General features: G+C 43.5%; 19 protein-coding genes. 16 read left to right on the top strand and 3 right to left on the bottom strand.

Going from position 1 to position 19916, the window contains the following annotated elements; all coding sequences use genetic code 11:
- Positions 1–141 precede the first annotated feature (141 nt).
- The 7 genes from flhB to Xish_RS00995 all read left to right on the top strand — a co-directional run bounded on the left by flhB (position 142) and on the right by Xish_RS00995 (position 10647).
- Positions 142–1293 carry a flagellar biosynthesis protein FlhB gene (flhB, locus tag Xish_RS01025; protein WP_099116322.1) on the top strand — a complete coding sequence of 384 codons (1152 nt, stop codon included), beginning with the start codon at positions 142–144 and terminating at the stop codon, positions 1291–1293.
- Positions 1286–3388: a flagellar biosynthesis protein FlhA gene (gene flhA / locus Xish_RS01020; RefSeq protein WP_099116321.1), complete on the top strand. Its 2103-nt coding sequence runs from the start codon at positions 1286–1288 to the stop codon at positions 3386–3388. The genes flhB and flhA overlap by 8 nt, the downstream gene beginning before the upstream one ends.
- A gap of 374 nt (positions 3389–3762) precedes the next feature.
- A complete protein-coding gene (locus Xish_RS01015; protein ID WP_099116320.1) occupies positions 3763–4773 on the top strand; it encodes a glycosyltransferase family 32 protein in 1011 nt (336 codons plus the stop codon).
- Positions 4774–5681: 908 nt separating this feature from the next.
- Entirely contained in the window at positions 5682–6227 is a 546-nt protein-coding gene (locus Xish_RS01010; RefSeq protein WP_099116319.1) for a fimbrial protein, read from the top strand.
- A 109-nt stretch (positions 6228–6336) separates the two neighbouring features.
- A complete protein-coding gene (locus tag Xish_RS01005; protein ID WP_099116318.1) occupies positions 6337–7041 on the top strand; it encodes a fimbrial biogenesis chaperone in 705 nt (234 codons plus the stop codon).
- Between the two features lie 30 nt (positions 7042–7071).
- The gene (locus Xish_RS01000) at positions 7072–9564 is read left to right on the top strand and encodes a fimbria/pilus outer membrane usher protein (RefSeq protein WP_099116317.1); all 2493 of its coding nucleotides are present in this window, start codon (positions 7072–7074) and stop codon (positions 9562–9564) included.
- 63 nt (positions 9565–9627) lie between these two features.
- Entirely contained in the window at positions 9628–10647 is a 1020-nt protein-coding gene (locus Xish_RS00995) for a fimbrial protein (protein WP_244185865.1), read from the top strand.
- Between the two features lie 85 nt (positions 10648–10732).
- Here the strand turns inward: Xish_RS00995 and Xish_RS00990 are convergent, their stop codons facing one another.
- From Xish_RS00990 to flgA, 3 genes are all read right to left on the bottom strand, one after another.
- A complete protein-coding gene (locus Xish_RS00990) occupies positions 10733–11173 on the bottom strand; it encodes a flagella synthesis protein FlgN (protein ID WP_099116316.1) in 441 nt (146 codons plus the stop codon).
- A 24-nt stretch (positions 11174–11197) separates the two neighbouring features.
- Positions 11198–11494, bottom strand: coding sequence for a flagellar biosynthesis anti-sigma factor FlgM (flgM, locus tag Xish_RS00985; RefSeq protein ID WP_099116315.1), 297 nt, complete (start codon positions 11492–11494; stop codon positions 11198–11200).
- Positions 11495–11616: 122 nt separating this feature from the next.
- Positions 11617–12294, bottom strand: a complete 678-nt coding sequence (gene flgA / locus Xish_RS00980) for a flagellar basal body P-ring formation chaperone FlgA (RefSeq protein ID WP_099116314.1) — start codon at positions 12292–12294, stop codon at positions 11617–11619.
- 209 nt (positions 12295–12503) lie between these two features.
- On the opposite strand from flgA, the gene flgB reads away from it, so the two are divergent.
- From flgB to flgJ, 9 genes are all read left to right on the top strand, one after another.
- The gene (flgB, locus tag Xish_RS00975) at positions 12504–12920 is read left to right on the top strand and encodes a flagellar basal body rod protein FlgB (RefSeq protein ID WP_074024371.1); all 417 of its coding nucleotides are present in this window, start codon (positions 12504–12506) and stop codon (positions 12918–12920) included.
- A 5-nt stretch (positions 12921–12925) separates the two neighbouring features.
- A complete protein-coding gene (gene flgC / locus Xish_RS00970) occupies positions 12926–13330 on the top strand; it encodes a flagellar basal body rod protein FlgC (RefSeq protein WP_074024370.1) in 405 nt (134 codons plus the stop codon).
- 13 nt (positions 13331–13343) lie between these two features.
- On the top strand, positions 13344–14063 hold the full coding sequence (locus tag Xish_RS00965) for a flagellar hook assembly protein FlgD (RefSeq protein WP_099116313.1): 720 nt from the start codon (positions 13344–13346) through the stop codon (positions 14061–14063).
- A gap of 15 nt (positions 14064–14078) precedes the next feature.
- Positions 14079–15275 carry a flagellar hook protein FlgE gene (gene flgE / locus Xish_RS00960; RefSeq protein WP_099116312.1) on the top strand — a complete coding sequence of 399 codons (1197 nt, stop codon included), beginning with the start codon at positions 14079–14081 and terminating at the stop codon, positions 15273–15275.
- 21 nt (positions 15276–15296) lie between these two features.
- Positions 15297–16052 (top strand): flagellar basal body rod protein FlgF, encoded by a 756-nt coding sequence (locus Xish_RS00955; protein WP_099116311.1) that lies wholly within the window; start codon positions 15297–15299, stop codon positions 16050–16052.
- Positions 16053–16068: 16 nt separating this feature from the next.
- Positions 16069–16851 carry a flagellar basal-body rod protein FlgG gene (flgG, locus tag Xish_RS00950; protein WP_074019644.1) on the top strand — a complete coding sequence of 261 codons (783 nt, stop codon included), beginning with the start codon at positions 16069–16071 and terminating at the stop codon, positions 16849–16851.
- A 66-nt stretch (positions 16852–16917) separates the two neighbouring features.
- Positions 16918–17697, top strand: coding sequence for a flagellar basal body L-ring protein FlgH (locus Xish_RS00945; RefSeq protein ID WP_099116310.1), 780 nt, complete (start codon positions 16918–16920; stop codon positions 17695–17697).
- Positions 17698–17712: 15 nt separating this feature from the next.
- Entirely contained in the window at positions 17713–18831 is a 1119-nt protein-coding gene (locus Xish_RS00940) for a flagellar basal body P-ring protein FlgI (RefSeq protein ID WP_099116309.1), read from the top strand.
- The gene (flgJ, locus tag Xish_RS00935; protein WP_244186084.1) at positions 18828–19844 is read left to right on the top strand and encodes a flagellar assembly peptidoglycan hydrolase FlgJ; all 1017 of its coding nucleotides are present in this window, start codon (positions 18828–18830) and stop codon (positions 19842–19844) included. Before Xish_RS00940 ends, flgJ begins: the two co-directional genes overlap by 4 nt.
- Positions 19845–19916: the final 72 nt, after the last annotated feature.

Below are 19916 nucleotides of genomic sequence, written 5' to 3'. Positions count from 1 at the left end.
ATGCCTCAAATACCCCCGCAAATTTTGCAGTGTTCCTGCCATTGAATTTTTGGGCTTTTGTCATGCTTAACATAATTTTATTTGCCTTCTCCTAAAGGCAAATTTTCTGCATGTAATCACGAATGCTCACCAAGGAAAGCTGTGGCTGAAGATAGCGATCTCGAAAAAACCGAAGAACCCACACCCCATAAACGGGAAAAAGCGCGCAAAGAGGGTCAAATTGCACGTTCTAAGGAACTCACTTCAATCCTGATGTTGGCAGGAGGGGTAAGCTTGCTTTGGATGAGTGGACAATCGATGACCCATGAACTTTCCTTGATGGTATTTGAAGGATTCAACTTCGACCATAGCATGGTCAGTAACGACAAACAGATGGTGCAACAAGTTGGTCGGTTACTGAAACAAGCGGTTTGGGCATTGCTGCCCGTTTTTATCGGATTGGTATTGATTGCCCTCAGTGCACCAGCATTGATGGGGGGGCTGCTATTCAGTTCAAAATCCATCAAATTTGATTTGACTAAGCTAAATCCCATCTCTGGTTTGAAGAAGATCTTCTCCATGAATGCGCTGGCGGAATTATTTAAAGCCATCTTGAAGGCATCGCTGGTGGGAGGTGGTGCGGCCTTGTTTATCTGGCTTAATTGGCCAACTATGCTCAATCTGACTGCTCAGCACCCGCTGATAGCCTTGAGCGATGCCATGATGATGCTAATTTTTGCCAGTTATATTGTCTTATTTATGTTGATACCCATGGTGGCGTTTGATGTGTTTTATCAGATCCGCAGCCACTTGAAAAAATTGAGAATGACCCGTCAGGAGATCAAGGATGAATTTAAGGAGCAAGAAGGGGACCCACATGTAAAGGCAAGAATTCGTCAACAGCAGCGAGCGGCTGCGCGTAAGCGCATGATGGCAGACGTACCGAAAGCGGATGTTATTGTCACCAACCCGACTCATTACGCCGTTGCCTTGCAGTATGACAGCAAAAAAATGAGCGCCCCCAAAGTATTGGCAAAAGGGGCGGGTCTCATTGCCTTGCGCATTAAAGAAATGGGTGTGGAAAATCGTATTCCATTACTGGAAGCTCCCCCCTTGGCACGGGCGTTGTTTCGCCATGCTGAGGTAGGTGGGGTTATTCCTGCGGCGCTCTATGCTGCCGTCGCAGAAGTGCTTGCCTGGGTTTACCAATTGAAACGTTGGAAACAGGAAGGTGGCCTGAAACCGAAAAAACCTGAAAATCTGCCAGTGCCACCAGCACTGGATTTTGCTGGAGAAAATAATCGTCATGGCTAATCTGGCCTCATTGTTTCGTTTATCGGGAAATCGTTTTCCGGGAAATATGAAAGGCTCCCAGTGGCAAATGCTTGCAGGGCCTGTACTGATCCTCATGATCTTGTCGATGATGGTATTGCCACTGCCACCATTTCTGCTTGATCTGCTATTCACTTTCAACATCGCGCTTTCGATCATGGTTTTGCTGGTGGCAATGTTCACCCGCAGGACACTAGATTTTGCTGCATTTCCGACAATTTTGCTGTTCTCAACCTTATTACGCCTGTCACTTAACGTCGCTTCCACGCGAATTATCCTGATGGAAGGACACACGGGATCTGCCGCAGCAGGGCAAGTTGTGGAAGCTTTTGGCCATTTCCTTGTTGGCGGTAATTTTGCCATTGGTATCGTGGTTTTCGTCATCTTGATCCTGATTAACTTTATGGTCATTACTAAAGGTGCAGGACGTATTGCAGAAGTCGGTGCGCGTTTTGTATTGGATGGAATGCCTGGTAAACAGATGGCGATTGATGCTGATTTGAACGCTGGGTTGATTGGCGAAGATGAAGCTAAAAAGCGTCGTGCAGAGGTTACACAAGAAGCGGATTTCTACGGTTCAATGGACGGTGCGAGTAAATTCGTACGTGGCGATGCGATTGCCGGATTGATGATATTGGTAATTAACATCATTGGTGGCTTAATCGTTGGTGTTGCTCAACACAATTTATCCTTAGGTGATGCAGCGGAAGCCTATACCTTGCTGACCATCGGTGATGGATTGGTTGCCCAGTTGCCGGCATTAATCATCTCCACGGCGGCAGGTGTTATCGTAACTCGCGTAGCGACGGACGAAGATGTTGGCCAGCAAATGGTGACCCAGCTTTTCAACAACCCTAAAGTAATGATGTTGAGTGCGGGTGTCCTTGGTCTGCTTGGATTGGTGCCGGGAATGCCTAATTTCGTCTTTCTGTTATTCACGGCGGCCTTGGCCGGAGGGGGGTATTTTCTATTACGTAAAGACAAAAATCCGTTGGTAATGCAACATGAAGAAATGAAAGCGGTAGAAGAACAACAACAAACTGCTGAAGCTTCATGGTCTGATGTGCAATTGGAAGATCCACTGGGAATGGAAGTGGGCTATCGTTTGATCCCAATGGTGGATTTCCGCCAAAACGGTGAATTGCTTGGCCGTATTAGTGGTATTCGTAAAAAATTTGCGCAAGAAGTGGGATATCTGCCACCGGTCGTGCATATTCGTGACAACCTTGAATTGGCACCAGCCAGCTACCGTATCATGATGAAAGGTGTAGAAATTGGGCGTGGCGAAGCACATCCGGGACGTTGGTTGGCGATTAATCCGGGTGGCGCTATAGGTGAACTGCAAGGTGACTTGACGACAGATCCCGCCTTTGGTCTGGCTGCTGTCTGGATTGATGACAGCCTAAAAGAACAAGCGCAGGTGCAAGGTTATACTGTTGTGGCGGCCAGTACGGTTGTGGCAACTCACCTAAACCATTTGCTATCCCAGCATTCTAGTGAGCTGTTTGGAAGACAGGAAGCGCAACAATTGTTTGAGCGTGTTAGCCAGGAAATGCCGAAACTGACAGAAGATTTCATTCCTGATGTTGTGAGCCTGACAACGTTGCATAAAGTCCTGCAAAACTTACTGGCGGAACAAGTGCCGATCCGCGATATGCGCACTATTATTGAAACACTGGCAGAACATGCTCCGGTACAGAAAGATCCTTATGAATTGACTGCCATGATCCGAATCGCGCTTGGCAGGGCGATAGCCCAGCAATGGTTCCCAGGTGCAGACGAAATCAAAGTTATTGGATTAGATACCGGTTTGGAAAGATTACTGCTGCAAGCACTGCAAAATGGCGGCGGATTGGAACCAGGTTTGGCAGAAAGTTTGGAACGTCAGGCAGCAGAAGCATTGGAGCGTCAAGAAATGCTTGGAGCGCCACCGGTATTATTGGTCAACCATGCACTTCGTCCACTGTTGTCTCGTTTCTTGCGTCGTGTACTGCCTCGGTTGGTTGTGCTGTCCAACCTCGAAATCACTGACAATCGTCAAATCAGAATGACGGCAACGATTGGTGGTGCGAGGTAACTTCAACTGTCTTGTGACAAACCTTATTATTTTGATAAGGTTTGTCAGTCTTTATCTGTCACTTATCGTGTATGTGAAAATCCCCCCAAAGCGCTCATCATATAATGCATTGAAATAATATAAAAAATGAGAGTATTACTATTATGAAATGCTATTTAGTGCATCGAAAAACCTCTTTTATCAGGGGGGGGATATTTCATAATAAAACACCTTTTTGATAGTGTGCCTTTATTTTTTTCTTCTTTACATCGCTATCGTCATCGTTTATATATTGCAGTAATGAGCTGTAAATACTACCTTATAAAATTCATTGCTAAAGAAAAAATAATATGAAACAGAAGTCCATTTAATAGAAAATATTTGGAGAAAAGAAAATGAATATTCCTAAAAAAATACATTACTTTTGGGCAGGAAGTGAAATTCCGGAGGATTTTTTAAGAAATATTATTAATGTTAAGGCTGAAAATCCAAATTTTGAGATTCATTTGTGGGGGCCTAAAAATGATTTATTTTTCAAAACGATATATTCTCTAAAAGAAATAGATGTGGATATTAACCAATTATTTAAAACAGGATATCATTTTCATGATTCCAAAGATATAGATAAAGCATTCTTTTCTTTAAATGGTTATATGGATAAAGAAAAAATTAGGTGTTTACATTCGGTGTATCATCGACAACTAAACGGATTTTATCATAATTACGCATCAGCAAGTGATATTGCGCGTTTAGTTATCCTTTTTGCACAAGGGGGAATTTATCTTGATGTTGATGTAGAGCTTGCCAGTTCTTTTCCCAAGTTTTTATCAGATGATAGATCTCATAACATAGATCAAATTTTGGAAAGAAAAGCGATATTTGGAAATATTGAAATCTCGGACGAGATTGCTTTTGGTGATGTCTCAGGAGCTAACTGGACAATAGAGAATTTTGGCAATGCCATTGTTGCTGCTCCTGCTAAATCAAGAAAAATAATAGCGTTATTGATAAAGATGGAAAACAGATTGCATATACTGCATGTAGGAGTATCAAAAGGATGGGAAAATTGGAGAAAAGATCCAGATTCGCGCAGATCTGAAACGATATGGGCGATGGGGCCTGGGCTTTATTCCGATTGGATTGATCTAGAAGAAAGAGGTCCCAGTGCTGCCAAAAGACCTCGTATGGAAAATGAAAATACAGTCATTCCTCCAGCACATTTAAGGATAGAGAAAGAAGGTGAAGTTATGTTTAATATTGTTGATGCAAGGGCAAAATGGGGAGAATTGCCTGCTAGAACTATAATTGATGAGAAAACTGGAAGAGAAGTAGCTATTAAAATTTATCCTTCTGAAAGCCCTTTTAACTTAAAATCGAGTTATAAGGGGCTGCTCCGAAAAAAATAATTTATTGTTGTTTATTACTCATATGGGCTATTCTCCAATTTCTCCCACGTCAATAATAGAAGATATAAAAAATTGATTGTACAATCCTTGAATTATTTATTAAATGAATATGTAGTGGCATTTTTTCAGATGAATTTAAAATTCATATCACCAATAAAATAATAACCATTGTGTGTTATTTATAAGTCTAAATGTTAACTAAATCATAACTTTTTTATATTGAAAATATAACTTTTAACATAGTAAAACGCTTAGAAAAATATCGTGCTTAAAGCCGAAAACCCATTTTTGCATGATATTCAAATGAATTTTAAATCCCATAATCTGTTTGCTATTTGAACTAAAAATCACAATTTTTAACTCATTGACAGTATGTAGCGATCGAAATAAGTATTTCAATAGTTTTTATCTATCAATTGTTTCTAATAAATAGTTAATAACAATTTTAATGATAAAATGAGTTAGTGTATCTTTGCTCCTTCGAAAATAGTGATTTTATTGTTCTTGTTCATATAATATCTTGTTATAAGTGAAATCTTTTATAATAAAATGAAACAGGGAGATCATAACGTGGTGGGTGTTTTTTAATCAAAAAAGCGAATTTTGTAATTTTTATACATATAAATCACATGAGTTGACGGGAAGAATAAAAATTATCAGACCAGTATTTGGGCTGAAATATATATGGAAATAAATGTATATGGAAATAAATACATCTCCATTTCTCTTTTAATCACTAAAAATATCTTTGTTAAGAATCCCCTGATTTAAAGGATTATATTTATTAAATTCTGAAATGGAATGAATGAGGTTTTTGGCTTTTAATTTATTAATTTTTATAGGATTTTAATCGAAAGGCATGTGCATTTCGATGGGTTTTACACACATAATATAAATGGAATAATTAAATGAAGTTATTAGTAAAATCAGCTATTGTCGTGGCAATTTGGAGCTCTATGATTGTTTCTGCATTTGCTATTAATAACAATGGCAGTATTACTTTTACCGGTAAAGTGACTAAAGGAACATGTTCTACTGCTGTAGCTGGGGAGGAGGGTAATGTTATGATGGCTGATGTTGGTGTGGGCGATTTTACAAGAGCAGGTGATGTTAACGGTGATACGCCTTTTAAAATTAAGCTGAGTGATTGTGAGTCATCGGGTGATTCTTCAGTAAAGATTAAATTTACTGGTACGCAAGATCGTGATAATAACAAGGTATTAGAAAATATTGCTTCGGGGTCTTCCGCAAAGGGTGTTGGTATTGGTATTTATAAGAAATCAGGGGAGCAAATCGTAATAGGAGGCTCACCTGTGACAGTGGAGACTTTAACTACTAAAGACACTTCTAAAGAATTGCAATTTATTGCTAAATATGTAGCAACAAAAGATAAAAATAATATTACCTCTGGCCAGGTTCAGGCGAGAGCCGCATTCACAGTAGAATACGACTAATTCTAACTCCTTACATTCCCATTTTCTTTTTTTGATTATATCTGTGATATTCCCACTGCATTTGGTGGGAATATTCCTTATTTTGAATTCATGTAGGGATAGAATTATTATGTCGAAACATTTTTGGGTCGGGCTATTATTTTTTCTGCCTGTTTTCCTTACCCCCCCTGCCTATGCTGGAATAGCACTGAGTAGTACCAGAGTGATCTATGAAGCCTCGCAACGTGAAGTCGCTATTTCTGTCATCAATGATAGCAAAGATGATGTATACCTCATTCAGTCTTGGGTAGATATATTTACTCCAGCGGTTGGATCTTCGGGTCAAAAAGCGCCATTTTTAGTCACACCACCTTTATTTCGTCTGGATGGTGAACAGGAGAATCGTCTGCGAATTATTCTATTGGATAATACATTGCTACAAGATCGTGAATCTATCTTTTGGCTTAACGTTAAGGCTATTCCTGCTTTGAAAAATGATGAATCAAATCGTTTGCTGATCTCGCTGAAAAACCGGATAAAACTCTTTTATCGTCCAGAAGGATTGACAGAGCAACTTGCAGCAAAAGCTTATCAACAACTTATTTTTTCTCGGCAAGCAGGGCAATTGGTGGTGCAAAATCCAACACCTTTTTATGTCTCCTTTTATGACATCAAACTTGGAAAAGATGCAATACCGGAAGCTGGCATGGTGGCACCCTTCAGCAGTCGACAATGGTCGTTACCTGTAAACTCCGGTAATCGCATTATCTGGAGAGCCATTAATGATTATGGTGGTATCACCGAGCCTCAATACCAAACATTATCGTCCATATAATAGCCTATCAGTTAGAAGATGCTTGATGTCATGCGTTTGATTATTCCTGCTGTTTACCGGTTGTTGTTGTTGATGCTGGTAATGCCTGCTATTGGGTATGCCAGTGAATATTTTGATCTTAATGCGTTGGAAATCGATGATCCCTCCGCTCCACCGCCTGATTTAAGTTATTTTGCAGAAAAAGGGGGTAGTGCACCAGGAACATACAGAGTTGCTATCCGTGTTAATGATCAGGATAAAGGCACTCAGAATATCCAATTTGTGATAGGTACAGGAAAGAAACTGCAACCTGTCTTATCTGTTCAACAATTGATGGACTGGGGGATCAATACATCTGCTTTTCCTGATTTGGAGCCAGAAGGGCAATTATCTGATTTATCTGATGTTATTCCTTATGCCAGTACATCATTCCAAGTGAGCCAACAAACCCTACTGATCACCGTTCCTCAGGCGGCGATGGCAACGATAGCTGGCGATGCGATTGATTCATCACTTTGGCAGCAAGGGGAATCAGCGTTATGGGCTAGTTATGATTTAAATGGGATCAACACTTGGGGTAAAAACAGTTCTGGTGCGAATAATTTTTATATGAATCTACGTAGTGGTTTGAATTGGGGAAACTGGCGTTTACGAAATTATTCTACCTATTATCGAAATTTTGGCAGAAATAAAAATAGTCGTGATAAATCCCGTTGGGAAAATCTAAGTACATCTTTGCAGCGTGATATTCATGTCCTAAAAAGCCAGCTCGTGGTTGGTGAAACCAATACACAAGGGGATTTGTTTAGCGGATTTGCCTTTCGGGGAATGACCTTGATGTCGGACGATAACATGCTGCCGGATAGTCAACGGGGATTTGCCCCCGTTGTGCGGGGGATCGCAGAAAGTAATGCGCAAATCACTATTCGTCAAAACGGGTACATCATTTATCAGGTTAATGTTCCACCTGGTGCTTTTGTCATTGATGATCTTTATCCAACCTCTTCTGGGGGAAATTTGGATGTTGTGATCCGAGAAGCCGATGGTCGTGAACGCCATTTTGTTCAACCATTTTCATCAATTCCTGTGATGTTGAGGGAAGGGAATTTAAAATACAACTTTACAATGGGGGAATACCGCAATTCGCTTGCAGGTGCCGATCAGCCATTCTTTATGCAGAGCGAAATTTATTACGGCCTGCCATATGCAACAACCTTGTATGGCGGAATGTTATTATCGTCAAAATATCAGGCGTATGCAGTTGGCATAGGTTACAGCCTTGGTTACTGGGGATCACTGGCGTTTGATATCACACAGTCGCAGGTTGATATTATCAATCAAGGTCAACAACGAGGTTGGGGCTATCGGGCGCAATATACTAAAGACTTCGAACAGACTGGCACGAATTTGTCTCTGACCAGTCATTATTACCCTTCACCGCATTTTTACCAATTTCAGGACGTCAATACCAGAGGGGCGTATGATGAGCTGTCACATCAAAATAAACATAAATTTCAGTTCACACTGAGTCAAAGTTTGTCAGATTATGGCAGTCTCTATTTTTCCGGTTATGTGCAGAATGATTGGGAAAGCAGAAATACTACCCGCAGTTTGAATGTCGGGTACAGCGTAAATCATGCCAATATCCATTACACCCTGAATTACACTCAAAATAGGAGTTCAGGGGACACAATGGCAGATAACCAGTTAGCGTTTAATATACAGATCCCGCTAGACCGTTGGCTACCGGATAGCTGGGCAACTTATAGCATCAATCATAATCGCCGTGGCGATATCAACCAATCAATTGGATTGAGTGGCACGGGCTTGGGTAGACTAAATTACTCGCTGCAACAGAATCACAGCAATGATGGTCAGGGTACGAGCAGCGATATCAACCTTAACTATAAAGGTTGTTATGGAGTACTGTCCGGTGGATATCACTACGGTGATGATTCACAGCAGATGAGTTATGGCCTTAGAGGAGGCGTAGTTGCTCATCGTCATGGTTTGACTTTGTCGCAACCGTTGGGGGAGACGATTGTTTTAGTCAAAACGTCTGGGGCTACCGGCGTTAAGGTTACTGGCTATAGCGGTGTTGAAACGGATGGACACGGTTATGCTGTATTACCTTATGTCAGCCCTTATCACCGTAATCGTATCGCTCTGTTGCCGGATTCTTTTGGGGAAGGCGTGGAGATTGGCTCCAATATCCAGACGGTTATTCCAACACAGGGAGCTATGGTTTTGGCTGACTTCCAAACACGGATCGGTCGCAGGGTATTGTTCACCTTGACTTATCAGGGTAACCCTATCCCTTTTGGCGCAATAGCAACTTTGAACGAAGAAAATACATTGCGTTCCCTTACTGCTAATCAAGGCATCGTTGGTAACGGGGGAGAGGTTTATTTCGGTGGTGTGCCAGAACAGGGAGAACTCTTTGTTCAATGGGGAAGTGGGCAGTTTGAACAATGTAAAGCGCGTTTTCTTTTGCCGAAAAGTAAAGCAATGGTGATTTCAACAAACGTTGATTGTCATCCATAAAAGTAAATCATCATAGCGTTTTCGGAAGTACAACATAACAATAATTTATATAAGGGATTACTTGTGAATATATCAATTCCTTCATGGCTACTATTTATACCCATATTTTTATCCTCCTGTGCGGGATATGCTTATACTGATGTTTTTTGTACAGCACCTTCACAAACATTGAATTCATATAAGATATCGCTGCCGGTAGATGTGCCTGTAGATCAAGAACTGGAAAAATCGAATGATAGATTGAGAATGGATGCAAGCCCTGTGATTGCTTGTTACGGGAAGTCTTTGGACAAAATTGAGGCTGTTCTTGGTATCAAAGCGTATGGAGTGCCGGCAAAAATGATTAATGGCAGAAAAATTTTTCCTTTGGGCAATAGTGGCATTGGGTATGCAATTAGAGGATTAACTGGAGACCCTGGTGATAGAAAGTATATTCGAGGAAATAGTAATAGTACGGTACTTAAAACTGTTGCTTTGCGAGATCAGGGCGGAAAAATGAGTGTTGGAATTGCACTTTTATTTTACCGCATAGGTCAAGTCAGACCTGGTCAATATCCTTCCCAGCCTGTGGCAACCGCGACGGTCAATCTACGAAATTCTGGTGAACGAGGTTCAGGTAAATATATCGAAATAGGGCAGTTCAGCACAGGGAATATAGTCGTTGAATCACGATCTTGTGCCTTTGATAACAATCCAATTCCTGTTGTATTAGAGCCGATAACGAGTATGCAGTTACCTAAAGTGGGCTCCACCGCAGCGGAAAAAGCATTTGATATACCTTTAAATTGTGATGCACGCATCAAAGTTAATATGCTTTTACAGGCGGGTTCTCAAGGAGCTTACGCCCCTCAACAGGGGATTATCAAACTTAATCCTCATGCTAATACAGCCAGAGGGGTGGGAATTCAGATTTTGGATGGTAAAAAGGCAGTTCCTATTCCCCTTGGTAAAAAAATTGAATATATCGAAACTATAACAGAAGGGCCTGTCAATATTCCTTTAAAAGCGCGTTATTATCGGTATGGTAACGTTAAGGAGGGAACAGTAAATGCGACAGCAACATTCACCATGAGTTATGAATAATGCAGGTATACAGAAACAGACCCCTTATCATTGTCAGTAAACCAAGAGGTCTGTAGAGCTTACTGCTTAAGCAGTAATCGAATGTTCAAACGCTGATCTTGTGGCCTGATAGCGCTGAATGATGACGGGCTTGGCCGTCTGCACCATAAAGAGAAGGGCTGTGGTGAGCTTTCAGAAAAGCGATTGTTTGACCGTTCAACTCAATATGTTGTTCCAATAAAAATCCGTTATGTGAATTTAAATCACGGATATGTTCAACAGATTGACTAATTTGACTCCATAATACTGCTAGTCTTTCGTAGTTAGCATAAGGAGCATTTATTTTCAGCGTTTCATTTAATTGCCGGCGTTTTCGTTCAGCGTGATCGAGTGCTGAAAGTAAAAATGTCTTTTGTTCCGTCACGCGATGTAAATGATTCACCTCAATAAAGCCTTCGCCCAATATGCGCTGTTCTTCTGCCATAGTTTGCGAAAGCGAATTTAAGTGCATGCTTTGCTGTTCAAGCAAGAGTTGAAGTTCTTCCATTTAGGGCTCTTTAGATTTTAGTGTTTATTTATCATATTCCATGTTTTCAAGGGCCTCCCTGAATAGAGCATCAGCAATTTTACCGCTGTCCATCGTTAGGGTTCCCTTTGCAATGGCTTCTTTCAATTGTTGCACTTTCTGGATATTAATATCCTGACTGCTTGGCTGAACGAGCTTTTTCTGCGCTTCGCTCAGCTTAACTTGTGTATCTGCGCTTTTTTCTGCAACAGCCACAATTCTGCGAGTGCTCTGAGCACCTTCATTGGCGCGTTGCTGTAAAGCAGCCATAGCCAGTAGAGGTTGAGTGCGTTCAATACTCATAATCGTCATCCTTTAATCAGGCATTATTTATTTGTCTTAGGTAGCAGGCGATATACCGCTGGCATGCCTGTAAATCATGGTCTGTTGGTTATATCGGCTTAAGGAAATAAAACTTTAGCCATTTATAACATCATTTTTACACTGCCATTTTCTTGTGCTTCACCAGTAATAACCTGTCCGGAGTTCAGGCGGATACGGATATTATCAAAACTCGCGGCATTGTTAATCGCTTTTCCTTCGTAACGCACCTGAAAATGGTGTCCATCTACGGTGACAACCACATTTTGCCCAGCTTTAATTGCCCAGGGACGTCGGATCATATTACGTGTAATGAATTGTCCGGCAGGTATATTGCGCAGCGCAATACCATTTTGTATGGCTTTTCTGTTACGGATTATGTCGTTTGGCAGCTTATCTAAAGATCCCGTTTTTACCTGAAAATCTTTTTCTGTCAGGACTATGTTACGGTTAATTGCTCGTTTAGAAACCAAATAAGGGCCGATGACATTGACATAAACCTGAATAAAACGGCGTTGCTGACCACAAGTTACAGGGACGGAAAGATTACCCCAATTTTTATTGCCAAGTAATGGTTGTATTTCAGGGAGTTCACAAATTGGCCATTGTTGCTCAGGTGTTTTGATCTCCACTGAGACTTTATGATTCGATGCGTGATGGATCTGCCTGAAATAATCATCCATTAACTGCGGTATGTTGTTTCCCCAAGCTAAAGCACTACCGAAAACAAAAAATAGATTAAGGAAAAAGGCAAGGAGCCCGATAAGCTTTAATGCAGGCATTTCACCACCTTAAATCCTGTTAGCGAACCATGATTGCAAAAAATATTCAGCACCGGTTGGGTGTTAGTAGTGTAACTCGATTGATTATTCGTTAATGGGATAAATAGCAATTCAATTTGTTTCTATTCTTCGAATTACCTTTTTTTTCTCCGTTTATTCTGTTAGCGGTTTGGGGATTCTCCCCGACAGAACAAATCCGAGGGAGGAATATGCTCGATAAATTAGACGCCGCCTTTCAATTTCGACAAGAAGCGCTGGCACTCCGCAACCAGCGGCAGGAAATTTTGTCTGCCAACATTGCCAATGCGGATACCCCTGGCTATCAGGCGCGTGATATCGATTTTGCTGCCCAACTGAAAAAAGTCATGGCACATGGTCGTGTAACGGGGAATGGAATTGGGCTAACTCTGACTTCCGATCGACATATTCCCGTACAACCTCAAAAACGTCTGGAGATGGATCTGCTGTATCGGGTGCCATACCAGACAGCTATGGATGGAAATACCGTTGACATGGATATAGAACGCAGCAATTTTGCAGATAATAGCTTGAAATATCAGGCTGAACTCACTATGACCAATGCACAAATCAAAAGCATGATGTCAGTTCTACAGTCACAAGGATAATGGGAATGTCTCTACTCAGTATTTTTGATATTGCCAGCTCGGCGCTTTCTGCCCAGTCCCAGCGACTGAATGTCAGCGCCAGCAATATGGCGAATGCCGACAGCGTTGTTGGGCCGGATGGCGAACCATACCGTGCCAAACAAGTGGTCTTTCGTGTCGCCGCTCCAGCAGGCCAAGAGGTGGGCGGCGTTCGCGTTAGTGAAGTGGTGGATGATCCTTCACCTTTCCGCCTTGAATATCAGCCAGGCCACCCGCTAGCCGATGAAAAAGGTTATGTCCGTATGCCGAATGTGGATGTGGTTGGGGAAATGGTCAATACCATCTCAGCTTCCCGCAGTTATCAGGCGAACGTTGAAGTGCTTAATACCACCAAATCCATCATGTTGAAAACCCTGACATTGGGCCAGTAACAGGAATATCGTTATGGGAATTACCTCTTCAATTAATGAATCATTGGATAATTCGGCAGTCGGTGAACTCGCTAAATTGACCAACCAAAAACCGCAAAATAGTGGTGATATTAAAGATAGCTTCTTGAATATATTGGTTGCTCAGCTTAAAAACCAAGATCCAACCAACCCAATGCAAAACAGTGAATTGACTTCACAGATTGCGCAGATCAGTACGGTTGAGGGGATTGAAAAACTCAATAAGACGCTGGGTTCCATTGTCGGACAAATGGACAGTAATCATGCGATGCAAACGGTGGCAGTGATTGGTCGAGGTGTCATGGTTCCTGGCAATGAGGTTTTGGTTGGTTTCAACGGGGAGAAGAACATCGACGCATCACCGTTGGGCTATGAACTGAACCGACCTGCCGATATCGTCAAAGTGACTATCAGGGATAAAAGTGGCGCAGTCGTTCGGGAGATGGAATTCAATAAATTAGATCCTAATTCATCTGAATATTTGAATGCTGGTTTACATAGCTTCAGATGGGATGGCAAAGACGCAGACGGCAATGCAGTGGAACAAGGCGCTTATAACTTCAGCGTTTACGCAAGCCAACAAGATCAAACGTTGATGGTCAATTCCCTGAGACATGCCAAGGTTCAAGGCGTTGTGCGGCAGGAGAATAGCACTAAATTGGATTTAGGGCTGGTGGGTACGGTAAGCATGGGCGAAGTTCGTCAGATTCTTTAGTTAAACGGAGGACATATGTCTTTTTCACAAGCGGTCAGTGGCTTGAATGCCGCAGCGAGCAACTTAGACGTTATTGGTAATAATATCGCAAACTCGGCAACATACGGATTTAAGTCCAGCTCTGCTTCCTTTGCGGACGTTTTCAGCGGCTCAGAAGTGGGCTTGGGTGTTAAGGTTTCTGGCATGGTTCAGAATTTTAAAGACGGCTCAACCACGACAACTAACCGCCAATTGGATATGGCAATCACACAAGGCGGTTTTTTCCGCATGGAGGATTCCAACGGTAATATTTTCTATTCCCGTAACGGTCAGTTCAATCTGGATTCAGACCGCAACCTGCTCAATATGCAGGGTATGAAACTGACGGGTTATCCGGCGGTGAACGGCGTCATTCAACAAGGTGGTGCAGTAGGGCCGATTTCGATCCCAACGGCAATGATGGATGCGAAAGCAACGGACAAAATTTCGTTGTCAGTTAACCTGAACTCAACGGAAAAAGCCATTACAAAAAAATTAAAACCAGACGAGAAAGATACGTTTAATTTCAGTACACCCATGCAAATTTTCGATAGCTTGGGTAGCCAGCATGATCTCAACATATTTTTTGTTAAAACAGAAAATAATAAATGGAAAGTTCATGCCCAGGATACTTCTGTAACAGATTCTGAAGCTAAAGAATTGGGTGATTTGTCATTCACTACAAGTGGCCAAATGACCGCGATTGATCCATTCACATTTATAATGCCTGCACGGAATGGTTATGCTGAAGCGAAAATCACCATCGATTTAAATGGAAGTAAGCAGCAGAGCCTTGCACAAAGTTCCAGCAATAACCCAAAGCAGAATGGTTATGCCGCAGGTTATTTCACCAAGTACCGTGTAGATAATGACGGTAAAATCTACGGTACTTATTCCAACGATCAAAATCAGGTATTGGGTCAGGTGGTACTGGCAAACTTTGCCAACCCTGAAGGTCTGGCTGCACAGGGCGATAATATTTGGGCAGAATCCGGAGCATCAGGTAGTCCGGTTGTGGGACTTGCAGGCTCAGGTAACTTCGGTAAGCTGATCAGCGGTGCGCTGGAAGCCTCAAACGTAGATATGAGCCAGGAGCTGGTCAATATGATCGTCGCCCAGCGTAACTACCAATCTAACGCCCAAACCATCAAGACGCAGGATCAAATTCTGCAAACACTGGTCAGCATGCGTTAATAAGCTCAGGCGGATAGCTTTATGGATCATGTCATTTATACCGCTATGGGGGCTGCACGCCAAACGCTGGAGCATCAGGCTGTCACTGCCAATAATTTGGCCAATGCGTCAACACCAGGCTTTAAAGCTCAGCTTGCGGCACTGCGTGCCGTGCCGATTGAAGGTGAAACCTTGCCAACACGCTCGCTGGTCGTTGCCTCCACCCCTGGCGTGGATAGCCGTCAGGGACCCATGAATTATACCTCCCGTTCGTTAGATGTGGCAGTCGGACAAGGTGGCTATCTGGCTGTCCAGCTAGAAGACGGGACAGAAGCCTATACCCGTAACGGCAGCATCCAAATTTCACCCGAAGGGCAACTGATGGTGCAGGGGCGCCAGTTGATGGGCGAAAACGGGACGATTGATGTTCCGCCGAATGCAGAACTGACTATTGCGACAGATGGTGCCATTTCTGCCTTGATTGCCAGCGATCCACCTACTTTATTGGGCCAGATTGGCAAACTGAAAATGGTCAAACCGGAAGGCAACCAACTGGTTCGCGGCGATGATGGCCTGTTCCATTTAACGCCACAGGCACGGGAACAGCAGGGTAATGAATTGGCGGCCAGCACAGAAGTGAAAATCATGCCCGGTGTTCTGGAAGGCAGTAATGTTAATCCAGTGGAAAGCATGGTGAACATGATAGCCAACGCGCGTCGTTTTGAGATGCAGATGAAAGTCATACACAGTTCCGATGAAAATGCCCAGCGGGCTAACCAAATTCTCGCTATGAGCTAATCGGGGAGATAAATTTATGATCCGATCTTTATGGATTGCCAAGACTGGGCTGGATGCTCAGCAAACCAATATGGATGTTATTTCTAACAATCTGGCAAACGTTAATACCAACGGTTTCAAGCGCCAGCGTGCGGTATTTGAAGATTTACTCTATCAAACCGAACGTCAGCCGGGAGCAATGTCGTCTGAACAGACTAACCTGCCATCGGGCTTGCAGATCGGTACGGGCGCGCGTCCAGTAGCCACCGAACGGTTGCACAGTCAGGGCAATCTGGCACAAACCAACAGCAGCCAGGATGTAGCAATCAAAGGGCAAGGCTTTTTCCAGATCCAGTTGCCTGATGGCACCAGTGGTTATACCCGTGATGGTTCATTCCAGAAAGATCAGAACGGCCAGTTGGTAACGGCTGGTGGTTTTCAGGTAGTGCCTGCCATCATCATTCCAGACAATGCCACTAAGCTCAATATTGGCCGTGATGGTATCGTCAGCGTAAACGTGCAAGGGCAAAATGCACCCCAGCAGATCGGGCAACTGACATTAACCACTTTTATCAATGAAGGTGGGCTGGAAAGTATCGGTGAAAATTTATATCTGGAAACCAACAGTTCTGGCGTACCAGTAGAAAATGCACCAGGTATCAATGGTGCTGGTGTGCTCTATCAAGGCTATGTTGAAACGTCTAACGTCAATGTGGCGGAAGAGTTGGTCAATATGATCCAGGTGCAGCGAGCCTATGAAATCAACAGTAAGGCAGTATCGACCTCTGATCAAATGCTGCAAAAACTGACACAGTTATAACCTAACTATTAATGGTGGGGGAACGCGTCCCCCACTATTTCTACGATAAACTTAAGAGCATAGAAGATGGATACAATGCCCGTTGCCGAAAGCCATGCTAAAAACCATGTAGCTTATGGCTCCACTGGTTTACGGAAAAACCAGAGAAATAAGTGGCGTATCAGTATATCTGTGGTGGTACTCGCATTGTCGGCACTGACATTGGGGGGATGTGCTTATATGCCGCATAAACCGCTGGTGGAAGGGCAAACAACCGCAAAACCCGCCGAAACGCCAGCTCCAACGCCAAATGGTTCTATTTTTCAAACTATCCAACCGGTCTATTACGGTTATCAACCGCTGTTTGAAGACCGCCGCCCACGCAATATTGGTGACACGCTGACGATTATCTTGCAAGAAAACGTCAGTGCGAGCAAAAATTCTTCAGCCAATGCCAGCCGTAATGGAAAAACCAGTTTCACGGCAGCTTTGACTCCCCGTTTTTTACAGGGATTGATGGGTGGTGAAAAAACCGATCTAGGCATGGAAGGAAATAACGAATTTGGCGGCAAAGGCGGTGCGAATGCCAACAATACCTTCAGGGGCACCATCACTGTGACCGTAGATACACTGCTGGCTAATGGCAACCTGCATGTGGTGGGGGAAAAACAGATCGCCATTAATCAGGGGACGGAATTTATTCGTTTCTCTGGCGTTGTTAACCCGCGCACTATCACAGGCAACAATACGGTGAGTTCCAATCAGGTTGCTGATGCCCGCATTGAATATGTTGGTGATGGTTATATCAACGAAGCGCAGCACATGGGTTGGTTGCAACGTTTCTTTATCAATATCTCACCGTTTTAAAAGAGGATGGTCAGGATGAAAAAATTAGTCGCCAGCCTTTTTACGCTTTTGTTGGTGCTATCCGGTACGTTCACATCTGCCAGTGTTTTTGCTGAGCGTATTCGTGATTTGACGACAATTGAGGGAGTCAGGGATAACGCGCTGATTGGTTATGGTTTGGTCGTTGGGTTGGATGGAACGGGTGACCAAACCATGCAGACACCGTTTACGACCCAAAGCCTGAGTAACATGTTGTCACAGCTAGGGATCACCGTACCCGCGGGTACCAATATGCAACTTAAAAACGTCGCTGCCGTGATGGTGACGGCAAAGTTGCCGCCTTTTGCCCGTGCGGGGCAGAACATTGATATAGTCGTTTCCTCACTGGGTAATGCCAAGAGCTTACGTGGCGGTACATTGCTGATGACTCCCCTAAAAGGAGTAGATAATCAGGTTTATGCCTTGGCTCAGGGGAATATTCTGGTGGGTGGTGCCGGTGCGAGTGCCGGTGGTAACAGTATCAAAGTCAATCAGCTTGCCGGTGGCCGGATCTCCAATGGTGCGGTGATTGAACGTGAATTGCCAACACAGTTCGGCCAGAAAGGTACACTGAACCTGCAACTGAACGATGATGATTTCGGGCTGGCTCAGAAAATCAGTGATGCGGTTAACCGATTAAAGGGAACAGGGACGGCGACACCGTTGGATTCTCGTACTGTTCAGTTGCGTTTGCCGATTGAGAGCAGCGAACAGGTGAGATTTCTGGCTCAGGTGCAGAATTTGCCTATCCGTGTAGATGCCGGCGATGCCAAAGTGATTTTCAATTCCCGAACAGGCTCCGTGGTGATGAATCGCAATGTTACCTTGGACAGTTGTGCGATAGCGCATGGTAGTTTGTCTGTGACCGTTGAACGCCAGATAGCAGTTAATCAGCCCAATACGCCATTGGCGGGAGGCAGTACCGTTGTGACCCGTAATACAGGGATTGGCATTCAGGAGCAGGGCGGGGCGTTGCAGCAACTCAGTGCCAGCGCGAATCTGACCCAGGTTGTGCGTGCATTGAATGCGTTAGGTGCAACACCAACCGATTTAATGTCTATCTTGCAGGCTATGGAGAGCGCCGGTTGTCTGCGGGCGAAATTGGAGATTATCTGATGAATGACTTTCTGACGATGTCCAATGCAGCTTACGATGTTAATTCATTGCATTCACTGAAAGCTAAATTGTCACAGGAACCACAACAAGGGCTACGGCAAGTAGCCCAACAACTGGAAGGTGTCTTCGTCCAGATGATGCTGAAAAGTATGCGTTCTTCATTGCCACAGGATGGCGTTTTAAGCAGTGAGCAGACACGTTTTTATACTTCGCTGTACGATCAGCAAATTGCTCAGGATCTTTCCCAAAAGGGTTTGGGATTTGCTGACATGATCGTCAAGCAATTCTCTAACGCTAATAATGTGCCTGCTGAATTAGCCAGTACTGTGCCGCTGCCACTGGATAATGAAATCCTGCAAACATTACCGAAGCAGGCACTGGAGCCATTTATGCGCCGAGCTATGCCTGACTCTGGTGCTATATCTAAAAATTCATCTCCGGTTTTTTCTAATCGTTCTGCTCAGCATAGCTCATCTCAATACAGTTCAGTACAACCAAAGTCATTGCCAATGCACAATGCCAGCTTTGTTTCCATGCTTTCCTTGCCAGCACAGTTAGCGAGCCAGCAAAGTGGTATTCCTCATTTATTGATTATTGCTCAGGCAGCGCTGGAATCTGGCTGGGGGCAGCGAGAAATTCTGACTAAGGAAGGCAAACCGAGTTATAACTTATTTGGTATTAAAGCGGGAAAACACTGGCAAGGGCCCGTCACCAATATTATGACGACGGAATACATAGATGGTGAACCGAAGAAAATGCAGGACAGCTTCCGCGTCTATGGCTCTTATATGGAAGCGATAACGGATTACGTCAAATTGCTGACGGAAAACCCCCGTTACACCAAGGTTGCACAATCAACTACAGCGGAGCAGGGAGCGTATTCCTTACAAGAGGCTGGATATGCCACCGATCCCGGTTATGCCAAAAAATTAGTGTCGTTGATCCAGCAGTTAAAGAACACCGGCAACCAAATGGCAAAAGCCTATACCTATGATTTCGATAACCTGTTTTGAGGACATCAATTTTGTTCAAGGATCAGGGTATTTTGCCGATAACTGTAGCAGTGAATTCCCTCCCACGATGGA

It is taken from the genome of Xenorhabdus ishibashii, from assembly GCF_002632755.1.
In the GTDB taxonomy this organism is placed as follows: domain Bacteria; phylum Pseudomonadota; class Gammaproteobacteria; order Enterobacterales; family Enterobacteriaceae; genus Xenorhabdus; species Xenorhabdus ishibashii.
This window is presented reverse-complemented; position numbering and strand designations above follow the sequence as displayed.